The sequence below is a fragment of the Pseudomonas taiwanensis DSM 21245 genome (genome assembly GCF_000425785.1).
Lineage (GTDB): Bacteria > Pseudomonadota > Gammaproteobacteria > Pseudomonadales > Pseudomonadaceae > Aquipseudomonas > Aquipseudomonas taiwanensis.
Genome location: NZ_KE384452.1, coordinates 241258 through 263660, shown reverse-complemented (window position 1 = coordinate 263660; position 22403 = coordinate 241258). Strand labels below are relative to the sequence as shown.

16 protein-coding genes are annotated in these 22403 nt (G+C 63.5%); 7 read left to right on the top strand and 9 right to left on the bottom strand.

What is annotated here, in order from left to right:
- The first annotated feature begins 10 nt into the window (after nt 1-10).
- On the top strand, nt 11-964 hold the full coding sequence (locus H620_RS0124630; RefSeq protein WP_027908210.1) for an alpha/beta hydrolase: 954 nt from the start codon (nt 11-13) through the stop codon (nt 962-964).
- 83 nt (nt 965-1047) lie between these two features.
- On the opposite strand, the gene H620_RS0124625 is transcribed toward H620_RS0124630, so the two are convergent.
- The 5 genes from H620_RS0124625 to pvdM all read right to left on the bottom strand — a co-directional run bounded on the left by H620_RS0124625 (nt 1048) and on the right by pvdM (nt 8947).
- Nucleotides 1048-3492 carry a TonB-dependent siderophore receptor gene (locus tag H620_RS0124625; RefSeq protein WP_244880984.1) on the bottom strand — a complete coding sequence of 815 codons (2445 nt, stop codon included), beginning with the start codon at nt 3490-3492 and terminating at the stop codon, nt 1048-1050.
- Between the two features lie 105 nt (nt 3493-3597).
- Nucleotides 3598-5247 (bottom strand): cyclic peptide export ABC transporter, encoded by a 1650-nt coding sequence (locus H620_RS0124620; RefSeq protein WP_023381381.1) that lies wholly within the window; start codon nt 5245-5247, stop codon nt 3598-3600.
- A 107-nt stretch (nt 5248-5354) separates the two neighbouring features.
- Nucleotides 5355-6275, bottom strand: a complete 921-nt coding sequence (locus H620_RS0124615; RefSeq protein ID WP_023381380.1) for a formylglycine-generating enzyme family protein — start codon at nt 6273-6275, stop codon at nt 5355-5357.
- Nucleotides 6276-6305: 30 nt separating this feature from the next.
- Nucleotides 6306-7586: a pyoverdine-tailoring periplasmic protein PvdN gene (pvdN, locus tag H620_RS0124610; protein ID WP_023381379.1), complete on the bottom strand. Its 1281-nt coding sequence runs from the start codon at nt 7584-7586 to the stop codon at nt 6306-6308.
- 8 nt (nt 7587-7594) lie between these two features.
- A complete protein-coding gene (gene pvdM, locus H620_RS0124605; RefSeq protein WP_023381378.1) occupies nt 7595-8947 on the bottom strand; it encodes a pyoverdine-tailoring dipeptidase-like protein PvdM in 1353 nt (450 codons plus the stop codon).
- A 168-nt stretch (nt 8948-9115) separates the two neighbouring features.
- On the opposite strand from pvdM, the gene pvdP reads away from it, so the two are divergent.
- Complete coding sequence (gene pvdP, locus H620_RS0124600; protein ID WP_027908208.1) at nt 9116-10738, top strand: pyoverdine maturation tyrosinase PvdP; 1623 nt, start codon at nt 9116-9118, stop codon at nt 10736-10738.
- A 101-nt stretch (nt 10739-10839) separates the two neighbouring features.
- On the opposite strand, the gene H620_RS0124595 is transcribed toward pvdP, so the two are convergent.
- From H620_RS0124595 to H620_RS0124585, 3 genes are read right to left on the bottom strand one after another with little or no spacing between them, the layout of a single operon-like run.
- Nucleotides 10840-12249: an efflux transporter outer membrane subunit gene (locus H620_RS0124595; RefSeq protein ID WP_027908207.1), complete on the bottom strand. Its 1410-nt coding sequence runs from the start codon at nt 12247-12249 to the stop codon at nt 10840-10842.
- A gap of 3 nt (nt 12250-12252) precedes the next feature.
- The gene (locus H620_RS0124590; RefSeq protein ID WP_027908206.1) at nt 12253-14217 is read right to left on the bottom strand and encodes a MacB family efflux pump subunit; all 1965 of its coding nucleotides are present in this window, start codon (nt 14215-14217) and stop codon (nt 12253-12255) included.
- Entirely contained in the window at nt 14218-15396 is a 1179-nt protein-coding gene (locus tag H620_RS0124585) for an efflux RND transporter periplasmic adaptor subunit (protein ID WP_023381374.1), read from the bottom strand.
- Nucleotides 15397-15612: 216 nt separating this feature from the next.
- On the opposite strand from H620_RS0124585, the gene H620_RS0124580 reads away from it, so the two are divergent.
- The 5 genes from H620_RS0124580 (at nt 15613) to H620_RS0124565 (ending at nt 20145) form a co-directional block, all read left to right on the top strand.
- Nucleotides 15613-16086 carry a sigma-70 family RNA polymerase sigma factor gene (locus H620_RS0124580; RefSeq protein WP_023381373.1) on the top strand — a complete coding sequence of 158 codons (474 nt, stop codon included), beginning with the start codon at nt 15613-15615 and terminating at the stop codon, nt 16084-16086.
- A 172-nt stretch (nt 16087-16258) separates the two neighbouring features.
- The gene (locus tag H620_RS0124575; protein WP_023381372.1) at nt 16259-16744 is read left to right on the top strand and encodes a response regulator; all 486 of its coding nucleotides are present in this window, start codon (nt 16259-16261) and stop codon (nt 16742-16744) included.
- Nucleotides 16745-16813: 69 nt separating this feature from the next.
- Nucleotides 16814-18139, top strand: coding sequence for an MFS transporter (locus tag H620_RS0124570; RefSeq protein WP_023381371.1), 1326 nt, complete (start codon nt 16814-16816; stop codon nt 18137-18139).
- 48 nt (nt 18140-18187) lie between these two features.
- Nucleotides 18188-18343, top strand: a complete 156-nt coding sequence (locus tag H620_RS27650; RefSeq protein WP_374372426.1) for a type II toxin-antitoxin system MqsA family antitoxin — start codon at nt 18188-18190, stop codon at nt 18341-18343.
- Nucleotides 18344-18468: 125 nt separating this feature from the next.
- Complete coding sequence (locus H620_RS0124565; protein WP_027908205.1) at nt 18469-20145, top strand: hypothetical protein; 1677 nt, start codon at nt 18469-18471, stop codon at nt 20143-20145.
- Between the two features lie 73 nt (nt 20146-20218).
- Here the strand turns inward: H620_RS0124565 and H620_RS0124560 are convergent, their stop codons facing one another.
- The gene (locus H620_RS0124560) at nt 20219-21901 is read right to left on the bottom strand and encodes an electron transfer flavoprotein-ubiquinone oxidoreductase (protein WP_081669754.1); all 1683 of its coding nucleotides are present in this window, start codon (nt 21899-21901) and stop codon (nt 20219-20221) included.
- Nucleotides 21902-22403 lie beyond the last annotated feature (502 nt).

Below are 22403 nucleotides of genomic sequence, written 5' to 3'. Positions count from 1 at the left end.
GAGCATTCCCATGTCCCTGAACCCTGATATCGCTGCCTACCTGCAGCTGGTCGAAGCCGGCCGCGCCGAAGGCAAGACGTTGGCGATGCACGCTGCCAGCCCTGAACAAGCCCGCGAAGCGTTCGACCAATCGTCATTGTTGATGAGTACGGGCGGCGACGACCTTGAGCACATCGAGGCGTTGCAGATTCCCGCCCGCGACGGCACACCGCTGCACGCGCGGTTGTACAGTGCCCACGGCATCGACCGTGAGCGCCTGCAGCCTGGAGTGTTGTATTTCCATGGTGGTGGCTACGTGGTCGGCAGCCTGGACTCCCACGATGCCCTGTGCCGCATCCTGGCAGCGCTGTCCGGGTGCGTGGTGCTGTCGGTGGCCTACCGGCTGGCGCCGCAGTGGCGTTTTCCAACCGCGGTGCACGACGCATTGGATGCCTGGCACTGGTTGCTGGACCAGGGCGCCAGTATCGGCATCGACGGGGAGCGCCTGGCCATCGCCGGTGACAGTGTCGGAGGCAGCCTGGCGGCGGTGGTGGCCAATCACGCGCCGGTGGCGCCATGCCTGCAGGTGATGATCTACCCGGTCACCGATGCCAGCCGCTGGCACGCTTCGGTTCAACGCTACGCCACTGGCCACTTGCTGGAGGCCGACACGTTGGAGTGGTTCTACCAGCAGTACCAGCGCAGCGCCGACGACCGCTTCGACCCACGCTTCTCGCCGCTACTGGAAGCACCTGAGCGGCTGCGCGTGCCGGCGTTGCTGTTGCTCGCCGAATGCGACCCGCTGTTCGATGAAGGCCGCGCCTATGCCGCGCACCTGCGCGCAGCGGGAGTCGAGGTGCAGGAGCGGGTGTACGAAGGCATGACCCATGACTTCATGCGCATGGATGCATTGGTGGACGAAGCGCAGGAGGCGCTGGAGGTGATCGCCGAGGCGTTGCAGCGGCGGTTGATGCATGTCGGTTAAGGTTCAAGAGGGCTGCTTTGCAGCCCATCGCTGGCCAAGCCTGCGATGGGCCGCAGGGCGGCCCCGAAGGGTTCAAGCGTTGATCAGAACTTGGCGCGCAGTGCCAGGTTGAAGTTGCGCGGTTCGCCGTAGAAGTTCCAGTAGTTCGGGTTACCGAGGGTCTGGTAGTACTTCTTGTCGAATACGTTATCCAGGTTGTACTGGACTTCGAGGTTCTTGTTGATCTCGTAGATCGCGTGCAAGTTGGTCAGGTGGTAGGCGTCCTGCTGGATCTTGTAGGTCTCGCCGACCTCGGTCTGGGTCATCTTGCTCTGCGCATAGAAGCTGCCGCCCACACGCAGGTGGTTGAGCGCGCCTGGCAGGCGGTAGTCGGTGGCCAGCTTGAACAGGTGACGTGGCGAGGCGGTGTTGAAGTCTTCGCCCTTCTGCTCGCCGCCGATGTACTTGGACTGGGTGTAGGTGTAGCCCGCGGACAGGTTCCAGTCCGGCAGGATCTCGCCGTTGAGCTCAAGCTCGATACCCTTGTTGCGGACCTTGTCGGAGGCGCGGTAGCAGCCGTCGGGGCAAATGGTTTCAGCGACCAGTTCGGCACGGCCGGTCTGGTCAGCCTGGAAGATTGCGATGGAAGTCTGCAGGCGCTTGTCGAAGAATTCGCCCTTCAGGCCGATCTCGTAGTTGCTGCCAGTCATCGGCTTGAGCATGCTGCCGTCGGCAGCCTGATTGTCTTGCGGCTTGAAGATTTCGGTATAGCTGGCGTAAGCCGACCAGTTTTCGTTCAGCTCCTGAATCAGGCCTGCGTATGGCGTGACTTCGCCACTTTTGGAGAAGTGGCCATGGTCACTGTCTTCGCGGATGCCATTGGTGTCGGTCAAGGTGTCGAAGCTGTACCAGCTCAGGCGGCTGCCGAGAATGAACTTCGTGGTGTCGGTCAGGCTGAAGCGGCTGGCGACATAAATACCTTTCTGTTCCTGGGTACGGTTGTACTTCCACTGGTTGACGTTGAGGTTTTCCGGCTTTGGCGGGTCGAACGCACCGAGGTTGTTCATGTCGACGATGTAGCGGTAGGTGGCATCGCGTCCACCATGGTAGTCGAAGTCGTCCTTGTTCCAGTTACCGCCGACGATCAGGTCATGCTGGCGACCAAGCAGCTGGAACGGACCGGTGAAGTAGCCGTCGATGCTGGTCTGGGTGTCGTCGTAACGAAACAGGCGAGGGTTGAGGGTATACAGGTCGGTGCCACCGCCAGGGAAGGTGTAGTTGCCCAGGAAGTCCGACTTGGCCCACATCTGGTTGACGGCGATCACGCCTTTCCAGCCGTTGTCGAAGGTGTGCTGGACATCGGCGAACAGGGTGGTGTTGCGCTTGTCCAGGTGGTTCCAGTCGCCGGTCAGCGAGGTGGAGCGGGAGATTGGGTAGAACTCGCCGTTCTCCTTGGTCGGCAGGCCCGACCAGTCGTAACCGGAGTTGCGTTCTTTCTGGTAGGTGAAGCCGAAGGTGGCCACGGTCGACTCGTCCAGGTCAGCCTCCAGGATGCCGTAGAACAGCTGGTTTTCCTTCTGGGCGGTGTCCAAGTAGCTGTTGGCATTGTTGTACGAGATCACCGAGCGGCCACGCAGGGTACCGGCTTCGTTCAGTGGCGAGGACACATCGACCATGGTCTTGTAGTTGTCCCAGGAACCGACCGAGGTTTCGATCAGGGCCTGACGCTCGGCAGTCGGGCGCTTGCGGATCAGGTTGATGGAGGCCGAGGGGTTGCCCGCGCCTTCCATCAGGCCAGTGGCGCCGCGCACGATCTCCACGCGGTCGTAGATGTCGGTGTTTGGCTTGGATTGGGCATCCATCGAGTAGGCGTTGCCGATGTTGGTCGGTACGCCATCGATCTGCAGGTTGTCCACCGACTGCCCGCGAGCCTGGTAGATCGAACGCTCGCCGCCGTTCTTGACGATGGTGATGCCAGTGGCGTTCTTCATCACGTCGTCGAGGTTCAGCATGTTCTGGTCGTCCATGCGCTGGCGGGTGACGACGGTCACGGACTGCGGCGTTTCACGCAGGGACATCGGCAGCTTGGTGGCGGTGCTGGAGCGGCCGGTAGCGTAGGCGTGGGTGCCCTCGGTGGTCTCGCCCAGGGACGCGCCACTGATGTTGGTCGGTGCCAGTTCCAGGTCAGCGCTGTTGCCCTTGCGCAGCAGGATCACCTGCGGGTTGCCTTGCAGGGTGAAGGTCATGCCGGTGCCGCCCAGCAACAGGGCCAGGGCGCGGGCCGGTTCTGCGCGTTGTTTCACCGCCTGGCTGGTGAGTCCGCTGACGTCATCGGGGTTGAACAGGATCTGCATGTCGGCCTGGCGACCGAATGTTTGCAAGGCGCTGGCCAGTGACTGGGCCGGGATGTCGAAGCTGGCTTCCTGGGCCTGGACCTGGGCGGCAATGGGCAGTGCAAGGAGCAGGCCGAAGCGAGGCAGAGGCTTGAAGCGCAGGGTGCAGCGCATGACGAGGCTGGCGAGGCTGAAGGGTTTGTGGACGGGCGACATTTCAAATGCTCATGTAAGTGAACGGCAGATTTTTTGGTTGTTGATAAGAAGACGCATTCAGCGACAAATTCCGGAAAGAACCTGTCGCTGTTTTTTCTTGTCGTCTCAGGCCGGTACGGGGGATGAGCTCACTTTGCCGCTGTGCATCCTCACCAACTGGTCCGCTACATCGAAGTAGCGGTCGTCGTGAGAGATGACGATGATGGTCTTGCCCAGCCGTTTCAGGTCGGGCAGCAACTCGGTGTAAAAAATGCGGCGGAAGGTCGGGTCCTGGTCTGCCGCCCACTCGTCGAACACCAGTACCGGGCGCTCTTCTAGCCAGGCATTGATCAGGGCCAGGCGCTTGCGCTGGCCGGTCGACAGGTCGGTGGTGGTGAAGCTGCCGTCGCGCACGCTGACCTTGTGGCCGATCTCCAGGCGTTGCAGGTAGCGGTTGGCGTCGTCGGGGATGTGCAGGTCGCCTTCGACCACGTCGTCGAACAGGTAGTAGTCGGCGAAGATGGTGGTGAACAGCTGGCGGTATTCGTCGCGGTTGCTCGGGTCTATGGCCTTGCCGTTGAGGCGGATCTCGCCCTGGTGCGGGGCGTATAGGCCCAGTAGCAGTTTGATCAGGGTCGTCTTGCCGCAGCCGTTCTCGCCGACGATGAAAACGATGTCGCCTTGCTCGATGCGCAGGTTGACCGGACCCAGGCGGAACGGCTCGCTGCCTTCGACCGGCGGGAAGGCGTAGCCTACGTTGAACAGTTCCAGGCTGTGCACCGGCTCGGGCTTGCTGGCCTTGGCGTCGAGCAGCAGGTGCGGCTCGGGCGAGGAGAACTGCTCGGACAGCTGGGCGACGCGGGCGAAGGCGACCTTGGCGCGGCTGACGATGGGCAAGGTGCCGATCAGGTGTTCCAGCGGGCCTTTCATGTACAGCAGCACCAGCACGAAGCCGCTCATCACAGTCTTATCGTCGCTGGGCCACAGCGACTGCAGCACCAAAGCCATGCCGATGACCACGAAGAACAGCATCGAGCCGAAGGTCTTGGCTACCACGAAGGTGTTGATGGCTTTGATCTGGGTCTTGCAGATGAAGTCGGCGGTGGCCTGCACGCCCTGGCTGAACATGCGGTTGCGGCGAGGACGGTGGATGCGCAGTTCCTTGGCGCCTTCGGCGATGGCGCTGTAGTTCTTCTGCAGGGTGTCCTCGGCTTCACGGGCGGTGGCGAAGCCACGACCGCCGCTGGCCTGGGCGACGAACTGGGCGGCGCTGCCGATGGCGATGGCCACCACCATCAACAGGAACATTGGCCAGGACAGCATGGCCAGGTAGCCCAGGCAACCGAGCGTCACGGTCATCGAGATGGCCAGCGGGGCGAAGGCGAAGGCGAAGTCGCTGATGGTGTCGACATCGTGGGTCAGCACAGGGATCAGGCGATGGCTGCGGTAGCGCTCGATCTGCTCGATGGGGGCGGCGAGGGTTTTCTCGCCCAGCGTCTTGCGCAGCTTGGCGATGATGTTCTGGCCGACGTAGTTGGTGCCGATGTCGGCGCTGATCGAACAGGTCAGGGCCAGCAGGCACAGGCCGGCGAAGGCTGCGATGGCGGTGCTGGTGATGTTGCCGCCGCTATGCAGGGCGTTGTTGATGCTGGCGAGCAGCGCGGTGACGCTAAGGCCACCGACCATCCCCAGGACGATGGAGAGGGCAACGATGGGCCAGAAGGGTCTGAGCAGGGCGAACAGTTCGCTGAGGGCGCCGCGGGGAGGCTGAGTCATGGGGCAGGGTTCCGCTTTGGAAAATGGCTGTGGGCTCCCTGTAGGACGACTGGTGGGCAGGGGAATTTAGCGCGCCTCTGGGGGGGCGCCTTGCGCCCCTTTGTCGTTCAGAGATCGCGTACTACACGAAAGCCGATCCAATCGCCGCGTTCGTTGGGGTAGAGGTCGTTGCGATTACCGGAGCGAGAGAACACCGGGGCCTCGCCATAGTCGTTGCCGCGAATGCTCTGGAACCTGCAGTCTTTCTCTTGCCATGGGCTGCCATCGCTCGGCGCGCCAACATAGTTGTCGTGCTTGCAGTCGGCGGTCCACTCATAGATGTTGCCGTGCATGTCGTACACGCCAAAGGCGTTGGCCGGGAAGCTACCGACCGGCGCGGTGTAGCTGTAGCCGTCGGCCGGCCCGTAGGTATTGGCGTGCTTGGCGATGCTGTACTCCTTGCCTTCGTCGAAGGGGAAGGGGAACGGGCCGGTGCTGCCAGCACGGGCGGCGTACTCGCGGACCGACTCGCTGGGCAGGCGGTAGGGCTTACCGGTCTTGTTCGACAGCCAGGCGACGTAGTCCTGGGCTTCCTTGAGGTTCATGCACACGGCAGGGTGGCGGCTGGTCACCGGGTAGTTGCCGCCATAGGTGGGGCGGCCACCCTGGGTGGCGGTGCCGGCCTGACACAGGCGGCCAGGGCGTTCGTCACCGCTGGGCATCATGTAGCCGGTGGCCTGGATGAAGGCGTCCCACTCGGCGAAGGTAATGGGGAAGCGGCTGATAGCGAAGGGCTTGGTGAAGGTGACCTTGTGCAGCGGGCCTTCATCGGCCTGGCGTCCGACTTCGTCATCGGGGGTGCCCATCATGAACGAGCCGGTGGGCAGGACCACCATCTCCGGGCAGTCTTTCTCGCAGTCCTTGAAGACAGTACCGGGCTTGGGCGTGCCCGCCTGAGCCCAGGCGCTGGCGGTGAGCAGGGCGAGCAGTGCCAGCGGCGCGAGGACCGGTAGGGTGCGGCGGTGGCGTACGTGGGGTTCAGGGTTCATGAGTCGTCTCGTGCGAAGGGAATTCGGGCGTCACAGCTGGGCGCTGAGCAGTGTCATGAAACGGTCGATCTGCGCTTCGTCGTTGAGCAGGCCGGGTGCGGTGCGGATGACCGGGCCGACGTCGCGGTACACCGCATCGACGATCGCCTTCTGCCGCAGCAAGGCGGCGGCGACCTTGTCGCTGTCGCGGTCCTTGACTCGGAAAAAGGTGAAGCCTGCGCTATGTTGCGCAGCCATCGGGGTGACCAGTTCGACCTGGCGGTGTTCGCCAAGGCGCTGCTTGAGGTAGCTGTTGAGCTGGTGAATACGGCCCTGGACCTCGGCCTTGCCCAGTTGCAAGTGCAGCTTGAACGCCTCGTCCAATGCCCAGCGGTGCTCGAAGGCGTGGTAACCCCCAGGGGTGAGGCTGGTGGCGAAATCGGTGTCCTGGGAAAAGGTCGGGATCAGCGGCGTGATGTCCTTGAGTTGTTCGCTGCGCGCACAGACGATGCCGGTACCACGCGGGCCGAACATCCACTTGTGGGTGCCGGCGATGAAGTAGTCGCAGTTCATCTGCGGGAAGCTCAGGTCTTCCACGCCAAAACCATGCACGCCGTCGACCACATAGAGGATGCGATCGACCTCGGCGCGGTCGCGGTTGTGCCGGTCGACCACCGCGCCGATTTCCGCCAGGGGTAGCTTCACGCCGCTACCCGACTGTACCCAGGTCATGCCCAGCACCCGTGTGTTGGAGCGAATGGCGCGGTCGATGTTGCCGACGATCTCGTCGGTGCTGACCTTGGCCGGGTCCTTGAACAGGCGGATTCGGCGCACTTGGGTACCTTGACGCTGGGTGCGAAAGTCAAGCACCGCCTCGGCGGCGGAATGCTCGTGGACGGTGGTCAGGATCTCCTGGTCCGGGCGCACGTGCAGGCCACCGTAGATAATCGCCAGGCCTTCGGTGGTGCTGCCGGTCAGGGCGATCTGGCCGGGGCGTGCCTGCAGGTACTTGCCCGCCCACGCGCGAACCCGGGCCTCGTGCTGCCAGGGTTCCTGGCGGTCCCAGTCCATGACCAGGCCTGGGTTGCGATCGACGCTGGCGCGGTAGCGATCGATGGCGTCCTGCACCGGTTTAGGGTGCGAGGTGATCAGGAAGTTCGAAAGATGCAGGTAGTCCGGGTCCTGGTTGAACAGCTGACGCAACTGCGTCCATTGGTTACCCTGGGTCGATGGTTTTGCTGGATTGGCCAGGGCTTGGCCGAGGCCGCCGCCAAAGGGCAGGGCAACGGCGAGCAGGCTGGCCTGTTTGAGAAAAGTACGGCGGTCGCTCATGGTTGCGCTTACCGGGTAGAGGAAAGAGAAGGGCTGGCGGCCTTTTCAACCTGGGCCCAGACACGCAGGAAATTGCCGCCCCACAGCTTGGCGATATCGGCTTCGCTATAGCCACGCTGGATCAGTTCGGCGGTGACGTTGCGCACCTGGCTCACATCCTCCCAACCTCGCACGCCACCCCCTTCGTTGAAGTCCGAGGCGATGCCGACGTGGTCGATACCGATCTTGCGCACGGCGTAGTCGATGGCATCGCCCAGGTCCTTGAGGCTGGCCTTGGGTTCTTCGTCGAGAATGGCGTACAGCTGGCTGGCGTAGCTGCCGAAACGCTGCTCGGGCCAGGCGGCGATGATCGGGTCGCCGGGCATCAGGGCCATGGCCAGGTTGGGCAGCGGTGGCAGGTCGAACTTGGCGCGCAGGGCGTTGAGCTTGTCCTGGGTCTTTTGCGTGAGCGGGCGCAGGTAGCCGGAGAAGCCGACGATCTGCACCACGCCGCCGCTGTTCTTGATCAGTTGCATCTCGCGGTCGCTGAGGTTGCGTGGGATATCGACCATCGCCCGTGGCGCAGAGTGCGAGGCGACGATGGGCGCGCGGCTCAGGGCGCTGACTTGTTCCAAGGCCTGGGTGGACATCTGCGAGACATCGATGATCACCCCCAGGTCATTGAGCCGTTGCACGGCCTGCTTGCCGATGGGTGAGAGACCACCCAGGGCGTCGGGTGAGTCGTTGAAGAACGGCAGCGGGCGCGAGGAGTCGGCCCAGTCGTTGTTGCCGATGTAGCTGAAGCCGAACATGCGCATACCCCGTGCGGCCCACTTGTCCAGCAGGTTCAAGTCGTTGCCCAACGGGTAGGCGTTGAGCATGCTGATGAAGATGGCGAACTTGCCTTCGCCGTGCAGGCGGCGGAAATCGTCGGGGGTATAGGCGATACCGACCTGGTTGGGGAAGTCGCGCACCAGGCCGGAGATGATCTTGTAGCGCACCTCCTGCTGATTACGGGCCTCCTCGACAAACCCTGCGGTCGGCCGGTGCGGTGCATCGGGGCCGTTCCAGATTTCCGGCCAGCCGAAGAGGGTCAAGGCGGCGCCGGACAATCGTCCTTTGGCGGCCTTGGCCAGGTCGAACTGGCCGTCGCCATCCTTGTCCGCCTCCTGGCCATGGGTACCGAAGTCCAGCGGCAGGGTGATGTGGCTGTCGAAGGAGATCAGCCGATCCTGCAGCTCGTCGGCCTGCTTGATCACCTCGCGCGGGTAGTGCGGGGCGGGGTTCAGCCATTGGTTCCAGGCCAGGTAGCCACCGGCACCGAGCAGCAGGGCCAGGGGCACACCGATGTACAAGGTTTTCTTCCAGCGAGGTTGTGTCATTGCCATCTCGTTTCAGGTCCGCGAATGCCGGGGCTTGGGCTGTCTGGGAGGGACGAGCGTGGCGGGAGGAAATTTAGCGAGGGGCAGCGACGACCTGGCTAAATTTCGCCGGGGAGCATACGTCCTTGCTGGGACAGCGCCTGCTTCATGGCGGACACAGGTAGGGTAATGACGATTTCTCGACGAGGTTTCATGACCGGTGTGGCCCTGGCGGGCGCGGCCCTGCCGGCGGTCCACTATGCGCACCGCGAGCTGACCAGGGATGAGTTTCCGGTCACCCCGGGGGAGGCCAGCGTGGAGCTTGCCGACACCGCCGGCCAACGCCTGGGCAACCGCCTGCGCGGTATCTGGGCTATCCGCTTCGAAGGGGCCGATGCCGGGCTTGCGGGTCTGCCGGCTCAGCAGCTTGAACTGTTCATCGACGTTGCCGCGCGAGGACGTGGCGTGCGCGGTTGCCTTGACACGGCACAACGGCTGCGCAGCGAAAAGGCGCCGCGTTACCAGTTGATCGGTGACCTGGCCGAGTCCGATTCCAATCGCCTTTACTGGCGCCTGATGCCAACGGATGCGAGCCATCGAGGTTATGAAATGGCGATCACCCTGGATCAGGTGTGGGGCGAGTTCGGCAATGCCGGCAGCGAGACCCTGAGTGGGCAGATTGCCGCGCTTGACCGGTCCCTGGCGCTGCCGTTGCAGGACAACCGCTTCGTCGCCATTGGCCAGCGCTTCCCCGAAGCGCGCCAGACCATTGGCCTTGAGCCGGCCTTGCTGGACTGGCTGATTTCCCCCGAGCACCGACTGTTCCACCAGTTGTGGCATGCCTCGCGTGACAAGTGGCACAACCTCTCGGAGGAAAAGCGCAATGCCCTGCGCGGCCTGGGGTGGCAACCTGGCCCTCGTGAGCGCGAGCGTGATGCGCGCGGCAAACTCAAGGACCGCAACGGCTCGGGCGAGGACTTTTTCTTCATGCACCGGCACATGCTCGCTGCGGCCCGTGCGCTGCAGCCGCTGCCGTCGTGGTCGAGCTTTCCGTTGCCGCAGCCGGAGCTTGAACGCGACCGCCTGGGTTTTGCCCGTTACTTCGATAACCTCGACGGCTGCTCGGTGCCGCCGACCTGGCTGGCGCCGGGGGACGATGCGTTCAGCGAGTGGGTCAACGGCATCAAGCGTGCCGAGACGTTCCATGGCAACTTCGCGGTATGGGAGTCTCGGTATCGCGACCCGCGTTACTTGTCGCGGATGACCTTGGGGCAATTGGGCTCGGAGATGGAGCTGGGCCTGCACGACTGGCTGCACATGCGCTGGGCGTCGGTGCCGCGCGACCCCTCCAACGGCGCGCCGGTGCCGCTGGCCCGCGAGCTGGATGACTTTGCGCCGCGTTGGTATGCAGCGGAAAACGACTTTTTGGGCGACCCGTTCTCGTCCCATGTGCACCCGGTGTTCTGGCGGTTTCATGGTTGGATCGACGATCGCGTGGAGGACTGGTTCGCCGCCCATGAGCGTTTTCACCCGGGCGAAGTCAGCCGGATGCAGGTCAACGGCGTGCCGTGGTTTGCGCCGGGGCGCTGGGTGGAGGTGGCTGACCCCTGGCTGGGGCCGGATACCCATGGCTGCAGTACAGTGCCTGGGGTAAGGCCGGGCAGGTCGGTGGAGATGGATGTCGAGACCATGAAGCTGGCATTGCGCATCATCTTTGGCGAGGACGAAGGCAAGTTGGCCGGGTTCATGCGCCAGGTGCCGAAACGGCCGTGGTATGCGCGGCATCTTTCATTGAAGGGATTGCTGGCCTGAGTGCGCCATGGGTTGGATTGATCTCCAACCTTCGTGGCATCGAACTATTCGTGGGAGCGGCCAGGCGTCGCGAAAGGGCTGCACAGCAGCCCCGTGTGTACTCACTGGGCTGTTTTCACGTGCCAGCCGCCACCCAGTGCCTTGTACAGGGCCACGCTCGCTTGCAATCGCGCCAAGCGCAACTGCGCCTGCTGATCCTGTGCCTCGTACAGCGTGCGCTGGGTTTCCAACACCGTCAGCAGCGTTTCGGCTCCGGCACCGTAACGTTGCTGGGCGAGGTCGAAGGCCAGGCGGGCCTGTTGCACTTGCTCATCCTGCCATTGCCGTTGCCGGTCGACGCCATGGATGGCGTTGAGCGCTTTCTCGACGTCGGCGAAGCCGGCCAGGATGCTGCTGCGATAGGCCTCGAGCAACTCCTCTTGCTCTGCCTCGGCCAATTCACGCGAGGCCCGCAGTCGGCCGTTGTTGAAGATCGGCGCGACCAGGCCGGAGGTCAGCGTGTAGTACGGGCTGTCGAAGACCTGGGGCAGGGTGCGGGCCCCCGAACCGAACTCGGCGCCGAGGGTCAGCTTTGGTAGCAGGGCGGCCCGTGCGACCTGCACATTGGCGCTGGCGGCCGCCAGGCGCGCTTCGGCGGCTGCGATGTCTGGCCGGCGGGTCAGCAGGTCGCTGGGCATACCGCTGCCAATTGCCGGCCACTGCACCGTGTCGATGCGCTCGTCGCTGCCGGGCAAATGTTGCACGGGGTCGCCGAGCAGGGTGGCCAGCGTGACGCGGTTGTCCTGCTGGCGTTGCTCAAGCAGCGGCAGTTGGCGCTCCTGGGCGGCCACCAGGCTACGTTGTTGCGCCAACTCAAGGCGCGTGGCCGAGCCAGAGCGCTGCCGCACCTCGACCAGGCCCAGCACATCCCGCGCATTGCGCAGGTTCAGGCGGGCGATGCGCAGTTGCTCATCCAGTGCCAGCCCTTGCAGGTAGCTATCGGCAACGGCACTGACCAGGGTCAGTTCCACAGTCTGGCGGTCGAAGCGGCTGGCGTCCAGGCCATGCAGGCCGCTGTCGCGTGCGGCGCGCAGGCCGCCCCAGAAGTCGATCTCGTAGGTCGCGCTGAGCGTGGTGCCAAACGAGGTGCTGGTGCGTTCGCTGCTGCTGACATCGAGCTGGTCGCTGCCGTCGCCCCGCAGCAGGTGCTGTCGGCTGCCTTCAAACCCGAAGTTCAACGCCGGCAGCAGTGGCGCGCCGGCGATCACGGCGCGGGCCTGGGCCTGGCGTACACGTGCGGTGGCAGCCGCCAGGTCGTAGCTGTTGCGCCGCGCACGTTCAACCAGACGGTCCAGTTCGGGGCTGGCGAAGGCTTTCCACCACTTCGTCTGTGGCAGGGTGAGCCCGGCAGCACCGGTCTCTCCTTGCCAGTTATCCGGTGGTGCGATGCCGCTTTCGGGCGGTGGCGGTGTGCTGCAGGCGGCGAGGCAAAGGCTCAGGGTCAGCAGGCTGATGCGGCTTGGCAATGTCATGGGTTATTCGCTGGTAAGGGCTTTGACCGGATCGAGACGCGCCGCCTTGCGGGCCGGCATGAAGCCGAACACGATGCCGGTGACTACGGCGCAGGCGAAGGCGCCGAGGATGGCGGGTAGGGCGAAGGCCACGGCGACCCCGGCAAGCATCAGGCCTGCGCCGATGCCCAAGGCCAGTGCGATGCCGGTCAGGCCGCCGACCATCGACAGCATCACCGCCTCACTGAGGAACTGGCGCAGGATGTCGCGCTGGCGGGCGCCGGTGGCCATGCGAATACCGATCTCGCGGGTGCGTTCGCGCACGGTCATCAGCATGATGTTCATCACCCCGATGCCGCCGACCAGCAGGGAGATCGCGGCGATCGCCCCCAGCATCAGCGACAGGCTGTTCTGGGTGCGGGCTTCGGCCTGGATCAGTGCGGCGTCGTTGGTCAGCTCGAAGTCTTGCTTGCCTTGGTGACGCTGGCGCATCAGGTGATCGATGGCTGCTTCGGTCTCGGCCACTCGTGCCGAATCTCGGGCGGCGATGATCACGTATTCCGGGTCCTGGGTACCGAACAGGCGAATGGACGCTGCCGAGTAGGGCACGACGATGCGTTCGTCGCTGTTCTGGTCGCCGGAGCTGGCGCCTTTTCCGGCCAGCACGCCGACGATCTGGAACGGTACGTTGCCGAGCAGCAGGTACTGGCCGATCGGGTCGCTGCCAGGTTCGAGCAGCGTGTCGCGTACCTTCTGGCCGATCACCGCGACGGCGGCGCCAGTGCGTTCGTCGCTGTCGCTGAAGAAGCTGCCCTGGACCACCGGCCAATTGAGGATGTAGGGGAACTCGATATTGTTGCCGCCGACGTAGAATTTCTGGTTGTTGTTGCCGTGGCGCACCATCACGTCGTCCCCGATCACCGGCATGATCCGCGTCACCTGGGGCAGTTCGGCAATCGCCGCAACATCGTCCAGGGTCACCACGCCGGCGGGCTCACGCAGGGTGGCGTGGCGACCGTTGAGGTAGAGGATGTTCGAGCCGAAGGCGGCCATCTGTGCCATGACCTGGCGTTTGCTGCCTTCGCCCACAGCCAGCATGACCACCACCGAGGCGACGCCGATGACGATGCCGAGCAGGGTCAGGGCAGTGCGAAAGCGATTGATCCACATGACCCGCCAGGCTGCCTGCAAGGCTTCGACCAGCTCGCCCTTCCAGGCGCCACGCTCAGTGGCGCCGCGATCCAGGCGTTCGCGCAGGTCTTCGGCCTGCAGGCCTCGGTGCGGATTGACCGGTGGCTGGTCGTCGGCCGAATCGCTGATCACCAAGCCGTCGCGAATCTCGATCACCCGGTGTGCGCGTGCCGCCACCTCGCGGTCGTGGGTGATAAGGATGATCACATGCCCCTGGCTGGCCAGTTCGTCGAGCAGGGCCATGACTTCGGCGCCGCTGTGGCTGTCGAGGGCTCCAGTGGGTTCGTCGGCGAGGATGATGTGGCCGCCGTTCATCAGCGCGCGGGCGATGGAAACGCGCTGTTGCTGACCGCCGGACAACTGGTGCGGGCGGTTGCCCGTGCGGCTGGCCAGGCCCAGGCGTTCGAGCAGGGCGGCGGCGCGGGCGTGGCGCTCGCTGGCCGGTAAGCCGGCATAGATGGCTGGCATTTCGACGTTTTCCTGGGCCGAGCCCGAAGGAATCAGGTGGTAGCCCTGGAACACGAAACCGAAGGCCTCGCGTCGCAGCCAGGCCAGCTCGTCGGTGTCCAGCTCGGCCACGTCCTTGCCGGCGAAGCGATAGCAGCCGGAACTGGGGCGGTCGAGGCAGCCGAGGATGTTCATCAGGGTCGATTTGCCAGACCCTGACGCGCCGACGATGGCGACAAATTCGCCAGGGTGCACGCGCAGGCTGATACCGCGCAGGACTTCGACCTTGGGTGTGTCGAGGCCGCCGTAGACTTTGCGGATGTCGCGAAGCTCGATCAGGGGGGCGAACATTCAACCTCCGCTGGCGGCAGGGGCGCCGATGAGCAGGCGTTCGCCTTCGCGGACACCGTCGAGGATCTGTACCCGCAGCCGGTCGCTCAGGCCGGTGCGCACTTGGCGCTGCTCGACCTTGCCGTCGCGGGTGAGTACCTGGGCCATGCGCAGGCCGTCACCATCGCTGTCGTCCAGCGCCGCCAGCGGTGCGGTCAGTACCTGGCTGGCCTGGCCGGCGACGAAGAACACCTGGGTGGTCATCTCGGCCATCAGTGCCCCGTCAGGGTTGTCCACGTCCAGCAGCACGGTGTACTGCACGACTTGGCTGCCGGTCGTGCCGGAGGTGGCGCTGGTCGGGCTGCCGCCGCCCTGGCTGGACTGCTCCAGCGGCTTGGGCGGAATCGGCAGTATCTGGCGCACGGTGCTGGTCCAGCGGCGCTTGCCACCGGCCAAGGTGGTGAAGTAAGCGCTCATGCCGGGCTTGACCTTGCCGATATCGGCCTCGGAGACCTGGGCCCAGACGGTCATCGGCGACAGCTTGGCGATGCGCAGGATCAGGGGCGTCTGTTGCTGGGCATTCAGGGTCTGGCCCTCGCGGGCGTCCACGGCAACCACGGTGCCGTCCATGGGCGCGTAGATGCGCGTGTAGCCAAGTTCGGCCTGGTCGCTGCGCAGGCTGGCCTGGGCCTGAAGGATCTGCGCCTGGTACATGTCGATGCGGGCCTGGGTGACCTTGAGCTGGGCATCGGCAGCCTGCACGTCTTCCTCGCGGGTGGCACCAGCAGCGGCCAGGTCGCGCTGGCGTTTGAGCTGTTGCTGGGCCAAGCGGTACTGGGCGCGCTGCTCGGCCAACTGGGCCTTGAGGTTCTCGATCGAGTAGCGGCCGGCGTCGAGCCTGGCCTGCTGGGTTGACGGGTCGATCTCGACCAGCAACTGGCCCTGGTGAACCTGGTCGCCCGCTTCGACATGCAGGCGACGGATCTGCCCCGAGGCCTGGGCGCCGACATCGACGTAGCGACGAGGTTGCAGGGTGCCCAGGGCGGTGACGCTGCTTTCGATATCGGCGCGGGTGACGGTTACCGTGCTGGCCGGCTGGTTGTCGAATGGCAAGGTCTTCCAGGCCAGCAGGCTGCCCAGGCCAAGCAGGCCCAGGCCACCGAGGAGGATGCGGCGGCGAGTGTTGGGTAAGCGTCTCATGCGGACTTCCAGCCAGGGGTGATGGCCACACGCAGCCAGTCGAGGCGCGCAGGGAGGTCCCAGTTAGACGAAGATCAGCATGCGGGATTTACCCAGGTTGGGGGTACCGCTGTGTGTTGCTGAGAATAATTATAATTTGTAAGATTGCACGCTGATATCACATATTCCCGCGTCCCCGCACACCTGTGGCAGGGCAGGGCGACGCCAGGTGCCGCTGTGGAACATTACTATCGTGAACTGGTGAGTTTCCTTTCCGCACGCCTTGGCAGTCGCCAGGCGGCGGAGGACGTTGCCCACGATGCCTACCTGCGGGTACTGGAGCGCACCGACGCGCAGCAGATCGAGCATCCGCGCGCCTTCCTGTACCGGACCGCGCTCAACCTAGTGGTAGACCGTCATCGGCGTCAGCGTGTGCGCCAGGCCGAACCCTTGGACGTGCTGGACAGCGACGAGCGCTGGCACATTCAGGCACCGTCCCAGGAAATGCAGCTCGATCAGCGCCTGGCACTGATGCAAAGGGCCCTGGACGAATTGAGCAAGCCTTGCCGCGACAGCTTCCTGTTGCGCAAGCTCGAGGGCCTTTCACACCAGCAGATCGCCGAGCGGCTGGGCGTTTCCCGAAGCATGGTGGAAAAACATATCGTCAACGCCATGAAGCATTGCCGCTTGCGCATGCGGCAATGGGAATAGTGAAAAGCCGGTGAAACACGAATGAAAATTCTGTACGCGGCAACTTGATTTCTGGAAAGTTCCCGACAACTATCAATGAAGACCCTGCCGAATTCATGGTTTCGGCAGTTGCCTCGTCGGCGCAGTTTGGTCAGGGAGTTTCCCTTAACTAGCTAACTGCCCAGGTCCGATGATGCCCAACAAAACGATGCGCATCCTTATCGCCGACGAGCACCCCAGCCAGCGCTTGCACCTTGAGCGACTGCTCAATGGCCTGGGCTATTTCCGGATCGCGCCGGTGCAAAGCTTCGAAGAGCTGCAGCGCCTGGTGCAGTGCGCGCTGCAACCTTTCAACCTGTTGGTCGGCAATATCGAGTTGGGTAGTCACTGCGGGGTCGACCTTGAGCGCTTTTGCCGGGTCAACGCACAGATTCAGCACGCCTTGCTCTATCACTCACAGTCTGTGACGGTTCCAGACGTGCCGCCGGCCGAGCGCCAGGCGGTCAGCATCAGCCTGCCCCAGGTGCCGGACGACGAAGCGCTGGGTTCTTTCATGGCGATCATCGATGCGCCAGTGTTGGTCGGCAAGCTTGGCCTGCCTTCGAGCGTCGCCAGCCATCTGGCGTTTCCGCGCGCTCGCCAGCATTTCCCGTCGACCGTATTCAGCCGGACCCATTGAACCTGAAGGGGTACCCAAGGGTAAGCATTTGCTATCCTCTTGCCCTTTGCCGATTTGCGGACCCCTGCCATGACTGCCAACCACACCGCTCCTGCGCCCCGGTTCAGCCGCAGCGACCACCGGACCCTGGGTCTGGCGGCACTGGGCGGCGCCCTGGAGATCTACGATTTCATCATCTTCGTGTTCTTCGCGCTGACCCTGAGCCAGCTGTTCTTCCCACCGGAAATGCCGCAATGGCTGCGCTTGCTGCAAAGCTTCGGGATCTTCGTGACCGGTTACCTGGCCCGCCCGCTGGGTGGGATTCTCATGGCGCATTTTGCCGACCATCTGGGCCGCAAGCGGGTGTTCAGCCTGAGCATCCTGATGATGGCCCTGCCGTGCCTGTTGATCGGTGTGATGCCGACCTACGCCGACATCGGCTACGCCGCCCCACTTATTCTGCTGGCGCTGCGCATCCTGCAGGGGGCCGCGGTGGGAGGCGAGGTGCCCAGTGCCTGGACTTTCGTCGCCGAGCACGCCCCGCCAGGGCGACGGGGATATGCACTGGGCTTCCTGCAGGCCGGGCTGACCTTTGGCTACCTGCTGGGTGCCTTGACCGCAACCTTGCTGGCGCAGGTCTTCACCGCGCAGGAAATCCTCGATTACGCCTGGCGTTATCCGTTCCTGCTGGGTGGCGTGTTCGGTGTGATCGGCGTGTGGCTGCGTCGCTGGCTGAGTGAAACCCCGGTGTTTCTGGCCCTGCGCGAGCGCCAGGAGCAGCCAGTGGCCTTCCCGCTGCGACGGGTGCTGGCAGAGCATAGCCGTGCGCTGATCCCGGCGGCATTGCTGACCTGCGTGCTGACCTCGGCGGTGGTGGTGCTGGTGGTGATCACCCCGACCGTGATGCAGCAGCGTTTCGGCATGAGTGCCGGGCATACCTTCGCCTTGAGCAGCGTGGGCATCGTCTTTCTCAATATAGGCTGCGTGATGGCGGGGCTGTTGGTCGACCGGTTGGGTGGCTGGCGTGCGCTGATGGTCTACAGCCTGTTGCTGCCATTGGGTGTCGGCGTGCTGTACGCAAGCCTGGTGGGGCAGTGGGGCGCGGTGTGGGCCGCCTATGCGCTGGCAGGGCTTTGCTGTGGCGTGGTGGGGGTGGTGCCGTCGATCATGGTCGGATTATTCCCGGCGCAGATCCGCGTGTCGGGTATTTCCTTCACCTATAACGTCGCCTATGCCCTGTGGGCCAGTACCACGCCGCTGGCATTGATCGCGCTGATGCCGTGGAGCCCGTGGGTGTGTGTCGGCTTTTGTCTGATCATGGGCACCGTCGGATTGCTCACCGCGTTGTATTTCGGGCGTCGCGAGCCCTTGGCGTTCGCCGTCGAGCCTATGCCGGTCATGTGCGCTGACAAATGAGCCTAGAGGAGCAGGGGCATCGAGGCAGAATCCACGGTCATTCCTGATGTGTTCAGCGATGACTGCACACGCGGTCTAGGGTGGCGGGTGCACGCATTTTCCCGTTGGGAAAATGGCAAGATGCGGCCACCGGTTGCACTCATCGAGCTATTCAAACTGCTCGATCGTCGCCCAGAATTGTTCGAAGAGATAAGGACACCCTGAGTCGGCCTGCAACAGCCTACAGCCGGTGCCAACGGTTCACGCAAATCAAGGCTACAAGGCGCACAGAAGGCGACTGTACATGAATGTAGATTGCTCCCGCATCCACATTTCAGGAAACAGGCGCCATGTACGGATTTCATGTGAATTGGCTGACGCGCCGTCAGCTGCCGCCCATTCCGGCGACCATGCTCTTTTCAGGAACGCACCATGATGCCCCGGGGCCTGATGGCGACTTCGAGCAAGCCGTTACGCCCGTAATCACCTGGGGCAACAACAGCCTTGGCTGCGTGTTCGACGACAACGAGCATCACGACGCTGCCTGGCTGGTTGTCTACGGTGACGGGGAGCAACTGACCGGCGCGCATCCGTTGCCTCATTTTCGGCATGTCATGGACATTCAAGCGGCGCCAAGCGGTGTTGCCTGGGTGCTGGTCGATGAGAAAGCGCGCAAGGTCGAGATCTCGCATCTTCTGCTCGACGGACTCGATGGCAGAGTAGGCCGTGAGACCTCACTGGAAGGAATGCCGGTTGGCATTCCTTTCTGTCTGCGCAATGGGCGCGATTTTCTGATGGCGGACGAGTCAGGGGTTCGCGTTGCCGCCTTGCCCGATCCGCTGGCGATGCAGTGGATGTATCAGGATGGCGAGCTGACCCATGTTGCCACCCAACAGGTACTGGGCCTGGGCGTGCGCTGCAAACCTGCCGCGCAGGACGGAGACCGCTGGCACTTGTCCGCCCGAGGCGTGTTGTTCTATGGCGAAGAGAAACGCGCTTTGTGCGCCGACCCCGGCAATGGCGATGTATGGCTTCAGGCACACGTGGCAGAGTCACCAGAGGGGCTATGGCAGGTGCAAATGCCGGGGCAGACGAGGCGTAACAGGGGCAGCGCGTTGCGTATCAGCACGCTGGCCATTCATGTGCAGGTCTCCAATGACTTGAGGTCCGGGACCAGTGATGCTGTGTATTTTTCCGTCAACGGCAGCGCGCACCGGCAATTGCTGGCACGCAACTTCGATCGTGGCTCATTGCTTCAGGTCGATGTCGATCTGTCGAGCATGTTCGCGGGGCGTCAGCTGGTTGCCGATGAGCTCCACAGTGTCGAGCTGTACCAAGTGAGCGGCGAAGGGTACGGGCCTGCGTGGCGCATGCAATCTCTGGATCTGGTGGTCAACGATGAACTGTCCAACCGGCTACTGGTTGCCGAAAGCCCTTGGCTGCTGCCGGCGAGAGGGGCGAGTTGGAAGGGCGTCGTGAACTGGTTGGACTGGCGCTTGAAGGGCAAGGAGACACCGCTGGATTTTACCGGGCGTACGTACCCGGTCACTTGGCGACCCCTGCTGAGCGACTGGCTGTACTGGCGCAGCTACGACGTCTCGAACATCGAAGGAGTTTGCCAGTTGATCGGTGAGCAGGACGGTAGGGTGCTGGGGTTCGAGCTGGTCGGCCAGCGTCCTGTTTATCTTGAGCCCAACACGGCAAACGACTCCTACACCTGGGTGTACACGCCACAGGGGAGCATTATCGTAAAGCGCTGGGACAAGGCGGCGCCTCGGGCTCATTACATCACTCACAGCCAGCTGGGTATGGGCGCCCCCGTGGTATGCGCGGGTGAAATGACGATCGTCCGCATGGGGGCGGGCGTGGCGGTCCACGATATCCTGGGAATGATCAACGATGCGTCGGGGCACTATGTGTCGGATGGCGGTGCATGCCTCGCCCATGTGCGCGAGCGACTTGCCCAATTGGGGCTGGATACCACGCGGACGACGGTCGCGTTCCACAGCGGCAAGCAGGCGGAATGATTGCCTCCGGGCACAACGAAAAAGCCCCCGGGCCACGCGGCCAGGGGGCTTTTTCCTGCCTCGGGGGCAGGGCTTACATGTTCGGGTAGTTCGGCCCGCCAGCGCCTTCAGGCGTGACCCAAGTGATGTTCTGGGCCGGGTCCTTGATGTCGCAGGTCTTGCAGTGCACGCAGTTCTGCGCGTTGATCTGGAAGCGCTTGTTGCCGTCTTCCTGGGTGACCACTTCGTATACGCCGGCCGGGCAGTAGCGCTGCGCCGGTTCGTCGTACAGTGGCAGGTTGTTGGCGATCGGTACGTTCGGATCGGTCAGCTTCAGGTGGCAAGGTTGCTCCTCTTCATGGTTGGTGCTGGAGAGGAATACCGAGCTGAGCTTGTCGAAGCTGAGCTTGCCGTCGGGTTTCGGATAGTCGATCTTCTGCGAATCGGCGGCGAGCTTGAGGCAGGCGTAGTCCGGCTTGGTGTCGTGCAGGGTGAACGGCAGCTTGCCGCCGAACCAGTTCTGATCGACATAGTTGAACGCCGCGCCCAGGATCGGCCCGAACTTGTGCATGGCCGGGCCGAAGTTGCGGCTGGCGAACAGCTCTTCGTAGAGCCAGCTGGCTTTGAAGGCGCTGACATAACCGTTGAGCTGGTCACCGCCTTCACTGCCGGCGATCAGTGCGTCGGCAACTGCCTCGGCAGCGAGCATGCCCGACTTCATGGCGGTGTGGCTGCCCTTGATCTTGGCGAAGTTCAGGGTGCCCAGGTCGCAGCCGATCAGCGCGCCACCGTTGAACACCATCTTGGGCAGCGAGTTGAAGCCGCCTTTGCAGATGGCGCGGGCGCCGTAGCTGATGCGTTTGCCGCCTTCGAGATATTGGCTCATCACCGGGTGATGCTTCAGGCGCTGGAACTCATCGAACGGCGAGAGGTACGGGTTGGCGTAGGACAGGTCGACGATCAGGCCGACCACCACCTGGTTGTTTTCCAGGTGATAGAGGAACGAGCCGCCGGTGTTGTCCTTGCTCATCACGTCCAGCGGCCAGCCGGCGGTGTGCACCACCAGGCCCTGCTCGTGCTTGGCGGGGTCGATTTCCCAGATTTCCTTCAAGCCGATGCCGTAATGCTGCACGTCGGACTCGCTGTCCAGGTCGAAGCGCTTGATCAGCTGCTTGCCGATATGGCCGCGGCAACCTTCGGCGAACAGGGTGTACTTGGCGCGCAGTTCCATGCCTGGGGTGTACAGGCCGTCCTTGGGGTTGCCTTCGCGGTCGACGCCCAGGTCGCCAGTGATGATGCCGCGTACCACACCGTTTTCGTCGAACAGCGCTTCCTGTGCGGCGAAGCCTGGGTAGATTTCCACGCCCAGGTTCTCTGCCTGCTGGGCCAGCCAGCGGCACAGGTTGCCCAGGGAGATGATGTAGTTGCCCTGGTTGTGCATGGTTTTAGGCACGAACAGGTCAGGGACCTTGGTCGAGCTGCCGGCATCTTTGAGCACATAGATATCGTCACGCTTCACTTCGGTGTTCAGTGGCGCGCCGAGTGCTTTCCAGTCGGGGAACAGCTCGTTCAGGGCGCGGGGTTCGAAGACCGCGCCGGAGAGGATGTGGGCGCCGACTTCGGAGCCTTTCTCGACCACGCAGACGCTGATCTCGCTACCGGCTTCGGCGGCCTTCTGCTTCAGGCGGCAGGCGGCGGACAGGCCCGCCGGGCCGGCGCCGACGATGACCACGTCGAATTCCATGTATTCGCGTTCCACTGGTACTCTCCTACTCATCAAGGCTCGTGCTGTTGCTTTGTCTTATTGGGTGCGGGGGTGGTCACGGGAGGCTGTTCAGGTGTCTGTAGCCCTGTAGCCGCGTGAATGACGAACTACACCGTTTTGTCTTGGCCGCGCATTATATCTACACCACTTGGCGGGTCCAATACAAACGTTTGTTTGAATTTGCCGCAGGCCAGTAAAATCACAGGAACGCGGCTTGAGGGTGGCCGATTTGCCGTATTGACCGGATTGGGTGTTACGGTCAAGATACGAGCGGTTTTACGCTCGCCGTAGGCTGACCGTCGGGCGCAGGTGCACCCCTAAAGGCCAGGCGTAGAGCAAGGTTTTCGGGCCGAAACCCGTTTTGTAGTGGAGTCTACACGCCACGACAGAAAATGACCCGCGGGTTTTGCCGAAACAGTCTGAACAGGACTGATTGGTCACTGTGAAGTTCGCTCGAGCCGGAACGTTTTTAGAGGTGCCCTTGTACCCACGCGCAATCGCCGGGCAAGCCCCA

Excerpts from the sequence above, each read along its gene's own strand:
- H620_RS0124630 (WP_027908210.1), top strand. The coding sequence starts at position 11 with ATGTCCCTGAACCCTGATATCGCTGCCTACCTGCAGCTGGTCGAAGCC.
- H620_RS0124625 (WP_244880984.1), bottom strand. The coding sequence starts at position 3,492 with ATGTCGCCCGTCCACAAACCCTTCAGCCTCGCCAGCCTCGTCATGCGC.
- H620_RS0124620 (WP_023381381.1), bottom strand. The coding sequence starts at position 5,247 with ATGACTCAGCCTCCCCGCGGCGCCCTCAGCGAACTGTTCGCCCTGCTC.
- H620_RS0124615 (WP_023381380.1), bottom strand. The coding sequence starts at position 6,275 with ATGAACCCTGAACCCCACGTACGCCACCGCCGCACCCTACCGGTCCTC.
- pvdN (WP_023381379.1), bottom strand. The coding sequence starts at position 7,586 with ATGAGCGACCGCCGTACTTTTCTCAAACAGGCCAGCCTGCTCGCCGTT.
- pvdM (WP_023381378.1), bottom strand. The coding sequence starts at position 8,947 with ATGACACAACCTCGCTGGAAGAAAACCTTGTACATCGGTGTGCCCCTG.
- pvdP (WP_027908208.1), top strand. The coding sequence starts at position 9,116 with ATGACGATTTCTCGACGAGGTTTCATGACCGGTGTGGCCCTGGCGGGC.
- H620_RS0124595 (WP_027908207.1), bottom strand. The coding sequence starts at position 12,249 with ATGACATTGCCAAGCCGCATCAGCCTGCTGACCCTGAGCCTTTGCCTC.
- H620_RS0124590 (WP_027908206.1), bottom strand. The coding sequence starts at position 14,217 with ATGTTCGCCCCCCTGATCGAGCTTCGCGACATCCGCAAAGTCTACGGC.
- H620_RS0124585 (WP_023381374.1), bottom strand. The coding sequence starts at position 15,396 with ATGAGACGCTTACCCAACACTCGCCGCCGCATCCTCCTCGGTGGCCTG.
- H620_RS0124575 (WP_023381372.1), top strand. The coding sequence starts at position 16,259 with ATGCCCAACAAAACGATGCGCATCCTTATCGCCGACGAGCACCCCAGC.
- H620_RS0124570 (WP_023381371.1), top strand. The coding sequence starts at position 16,814 with ATGACTGCCAACCACACCGCTCCTGCGCCCCGGTTCAGCCGCAGCGAC.
- H620_RS0124565 (WP_027908205.1), top strand. The coding sequence starts at position 18,469 with ATGTACGGATTTCATGTGAATTGGCTGACGCGCCGTCAGCTGCCGCCC.
- H620_RS0124560 (WP_081669754.1), bottom strand. The coding sequence starts at position 21,901 with ATGAGTAGGAGAGTACCAGTGGAACGCGAATACATGGAATTCGACGTG.